Below are 2,750 nucleotides of genomic sequence, written 5' to 3'. Positions count from 1 at the left end.
TCCAGCCAGATAGGGCGCCGCCCCCTGGGCCAGCGCGGCTTTGATATCCCCGCCGGCCAGCCCCTGCAGCGCACCTACCACCGCATTGGCACCCATCCTGACGCTACCGCCCATCTCGGCGCCCTGGGATGCGAGAGCATGCAAGCGAAATATCCACGCCGGCCTTCAGTTGGCTACCCTGGACGACGATATCCCCCTTGCCGTCCGCACCGGTGCCGGTGGCCGTTATTTTCAGATCTTTGCCTGCGTTGAGCATGCTGCCTTGCGACCGTATGCTTTTGCTGCGCGTTTCGCTCCGGGATTGTCCGCTTCTCTGCAAAGCGTGATTATAACCAATGGGGTAGCGTTGGCGGCCAATTTGCGCATCCGTTACGAGTTCGTTGGAGTTCGCCCGGCTCGATCTATTCCGTTCTGCCTGGAGGGTACATTCTATCCAGACCTTATCCTGTCGTGTATCAATAATGCCGTCGGTGCACGCATAGTCTTTGACAAGATTGCCGATGGACCCATCGTACTTGTTAGCTGTTAGCGTTTATAGACGGAAATGCGAGCCGTATCCCCCTTATACAAAAACCAATAAGGGACTATATTGATATTTTTAAATATCTGATACGATATCTATAGATTAGTCATACCATGAGAAGCATATAGTGCTGCTGAATCTGGCAGCCTGGAATATGAAACATGCCATTTTCCGAACGCCTTGCCACATTGCGCAAAGCTCGCGGCTTAACCCAGCAGTTGCTGGCCGAAATGACTAATGTGGCGGTGTTACAGATACGGCGTTACGAAGGCGGCAATTCGCAACCTACTTTGGATGTGATACGCAGGTTAGCGATTGCGCTCGGTGTCAGCGCTGATATGTTGGTGTTTGACGAGCAAGAGCGCGGGCTCGATGAACAATTACGCTACCAATTCGAGACAATTTCACGTATGCCACAGCATGAACAGGATGTTATTCGGGAGTTGCTGGAGGCGATGATCATCAAAAGCCAAATCACCAGCGCGGTAAGCCGTGTGCCGCAAACTACCTCTAAAAGAGAAAGCTAAGACTAACGCGAAGTTATGGTGCGCCAACACCACAACTTCGCTCACCACCACCAACTAGTTAGGAGTTGATTATGGCTGATTCGCATCATAAGTCAGAACCGGTAATATCCCAAGCCCTGCGCCATAGCGTTGTGGGCTACGCCCCAGATGCCTACCGTTATCCGCAGGTAAAGCTTAAGGGGAAGTGGCTGGAGCAGGCCGGTTTTTTGACCGGCACACCGCTGGCGGTCAGGGTGATGGATGGGTGCCTGGTGATCACCACCCAGCCCAGTGCGCTGATGAACGAGGTGCTACAACAGACCGACCGGCTGTCGGCCCAGTCGCGGCGCGAGCTGGAGCAGGTGATACAGGGATTGGCGCTCAGGGAGAAGCTGAGCGGGGGAAGTCGGGCTAAGTAAGCGGGCGGGCTAAACGGAGAACCCCGGCGTAATTAGCCGGGGGAATAGTTTAATAAAAATCAGGATCTATACGTCCCTCTGCTTTCAGGATTTTAAGGAAGCGGTGGTAGGCCGTTTCATCAAATTCTAAAAGATCATCGAGTAGTTTTTCTTTAATTAAAGACTCGTGGTAAATACCATGAGCATTGTTATGAAAATAAACAAAATTACTCTCTAAATTAGGATCAATAACTTCTAATTCATTACGATCTAATTTATAGGCAGATAAACCACCATTCCCTCTTGGCAAACCATAGAAATAGGTTTCTCCATTACCCCACCAGTATATTGCAAATATATCAACCACATGCCCTTGCCGTGTTCTGATTTTCATGGTTTAGCCTTTATCGATGGTTTCGGCTGTAAATCACTGCGTTTAGGCGTGACGATTTTCATGTCATATGTTTTATCGGTTGTCGAGTTGTATTGGTAATGTATTTCAATGTTAGAACCATCAGGTAATTTATGATTTACCGATTTCTTTTCGAAGCCAGCAGAAGCCGGGAAACGAGGATCGTTATTCATCCCTTCTAATTTAAACCCATTAGAAGGAGACTCATTCGCCTTTCTCCAAAGTATCTGCTCATTTAGATCCCTTGGCTGAGTAAACTGCTTACCAGGATTCGCCGTCGAAATCTTTTCCGCTGCCCTAATAAGCTGCTTATTCGTGAAGACATTCGCCGCTTTGCCCACCGCTGCCAGCGCCCTTTCCGCCGGGATGGTCGATAACAGCGCCAGCGCATAATCCTTGGCTTCTTGTGCCGTCAGCACTGCCATTACCGTATCAGATACCGGCGTATTTGACAGCACCGCCTTAACGATATCCGCGCCTTCGGGTAGGTCGCCTTCGACCATCCGGGTCAAATCCGCTTGAACCTGCTCAGGCGGCAGGTTGTTATCTTGGGCATACTTGGCGTAAGAAGAGGCCGATTGCCCCAGATCGGTTAACCCCTGCGGCATCACTTCCGGGCTGAAGAGGTTATTCTCCACCGCATTCTTCCCTGCCTGCGCCCCCACAACCGCACCCGACGCGCTGTCGCTGCTTACTCCCGCCGCGATACCCGATGCCAGCGTCGACAGCGCGCCCAGGTGCTGTTTTTGCTGTGACGTCAGTTTATCGCCGTCCGCGGTGCCATATAATGCCAGGGCTATCGCCGGCGCGGCCAGTTCCCCGGCTGCAGCGCCGGTCGCGCCCGCCGCGGCGCTGGCGCCGCTTAGCTCGGCTATCACCCCGCCCAGGATGGCATGCGCCACCACGTTGTT

The 2,750-nt window shown here is 52.3% G+C and carries 5 protein-coding genes; 2 read left to right on the top strand and 3 right to left on the bottom strand.

Going from position 1 to position 2,750, the window contains the following annotated elements; all coding sequences use genetic code 11:
* Positions 1–103 precede the first annotated feature (103 nt).
* Positions 104–319 carry a hemagglutinin repeat-containing protein gene (locus VGC33_RS23240; protein ID WP_414636921.1) on the bottom strand — a complete coding sequence of 72 codons (216 nt, stop codon included), beginning with the start codon at positions 317–319 and terminating at the stop codon, positions 104–106.
* A gap of 365 nt (positions 320–684) precedes the next feature.
* Between VGC33_RS23240 and relB the strand changes: the two genes are divergently transcribed.
* Together relB and VGC33_RS11245 are read left to right on the top strand one after the other, a co-directional pair.
* The gene (gene relB, locus VGC33_RS11250) at positions 685–1,050 is read left to right on the top strand and encodes a type II toxin-antitoxin system RelB family anti-toxin (RefSeq protein ID WP_331120846.1); all 366 of its coding nucleotides are present in this window, start codon (positions 685–687) and stop codon (positions 1,048–1,050) included.
* A gap of 71 nt (positions 1,051–1,121) precedes the next feature.
* The gene (locus tag VGC33_RS11245; protein WP_331120845.1) at positions 1,122–1,448 is read left to right on the top strand and encodes a SymE family type I addiction module toxin; all 327 of its coding nucleotides are present in this window, start codon (positions 1,122–1,124) and stop codon (positions 1,446–1,448) included.
* A 49-nt stretch (positions 1,449–1,497) separates the two neighbouring features.
* On the opposite strand, the gene VGC33_RS11240 is transcribed toward VGC33_RS11245, so the two are convergent.
* Together VGC33_RS11240 and VGC33_RS11235 are read right to left on the bottom strand one after the other, a co-directional pair.
* Complete coding sequence (locus tag VGC33_RS11240; protein WP_331120844.1) at positions 1,498–1,821, bottom strand: hypothetical protein; 324 nt, start codon at positions 1,819–1,821, stop codon at positions 1,498–1,500.
* Positions 1,818–2,750 (bottom strand): VENN motif pre-toxin domain-containing protein (locus VGC33_RS11235; protein ID WP_331120843.1); only part of this gene is annotated, 933 nt, incomplete at its 5' end. The genes VGC33_RS11240 and VGC33_RS11235, both read right to left, overlap by 4 nt.

This window comes from Acerihabitans sp. (genome assembly GCF_036398755.1).
Lineage (GTDB): Bacteria > Pseudomonadota > Gammaproteobacteria > Enterobacterales > Enterobacteriaceae > Acerihabitans.
Note: the sequence above shows the minus strand (reverse complement) of the source record. Positions and strands in the feature narration are given on the sequence as shown.

What these genes read in the sequence shown, in the direction of transcription:
- VGC33_RS11240 (WP_331120844.1), bottom strand. Translation starts at nt 1,821, where the DNA reads ATGAAAATCAGAACACGGCAAGGGCATGTGGTTGATATATTTGCAATA.
- relB (WP_331120846.1), top strand. Translation starts at nt 685, where the DNA reads ATGCCATTTTCCGAACGCCTTGCCACATTGCGCAAAGCTCGCGGCTTA.
- VGC33_RS11245 (WP_331120845.1), top strand. Translation starts at nt 1,122, where the DNA reads ATGGCTGATTCGCATCATAAGTCAGAACCGGTAATATCCCAAGCCCTG.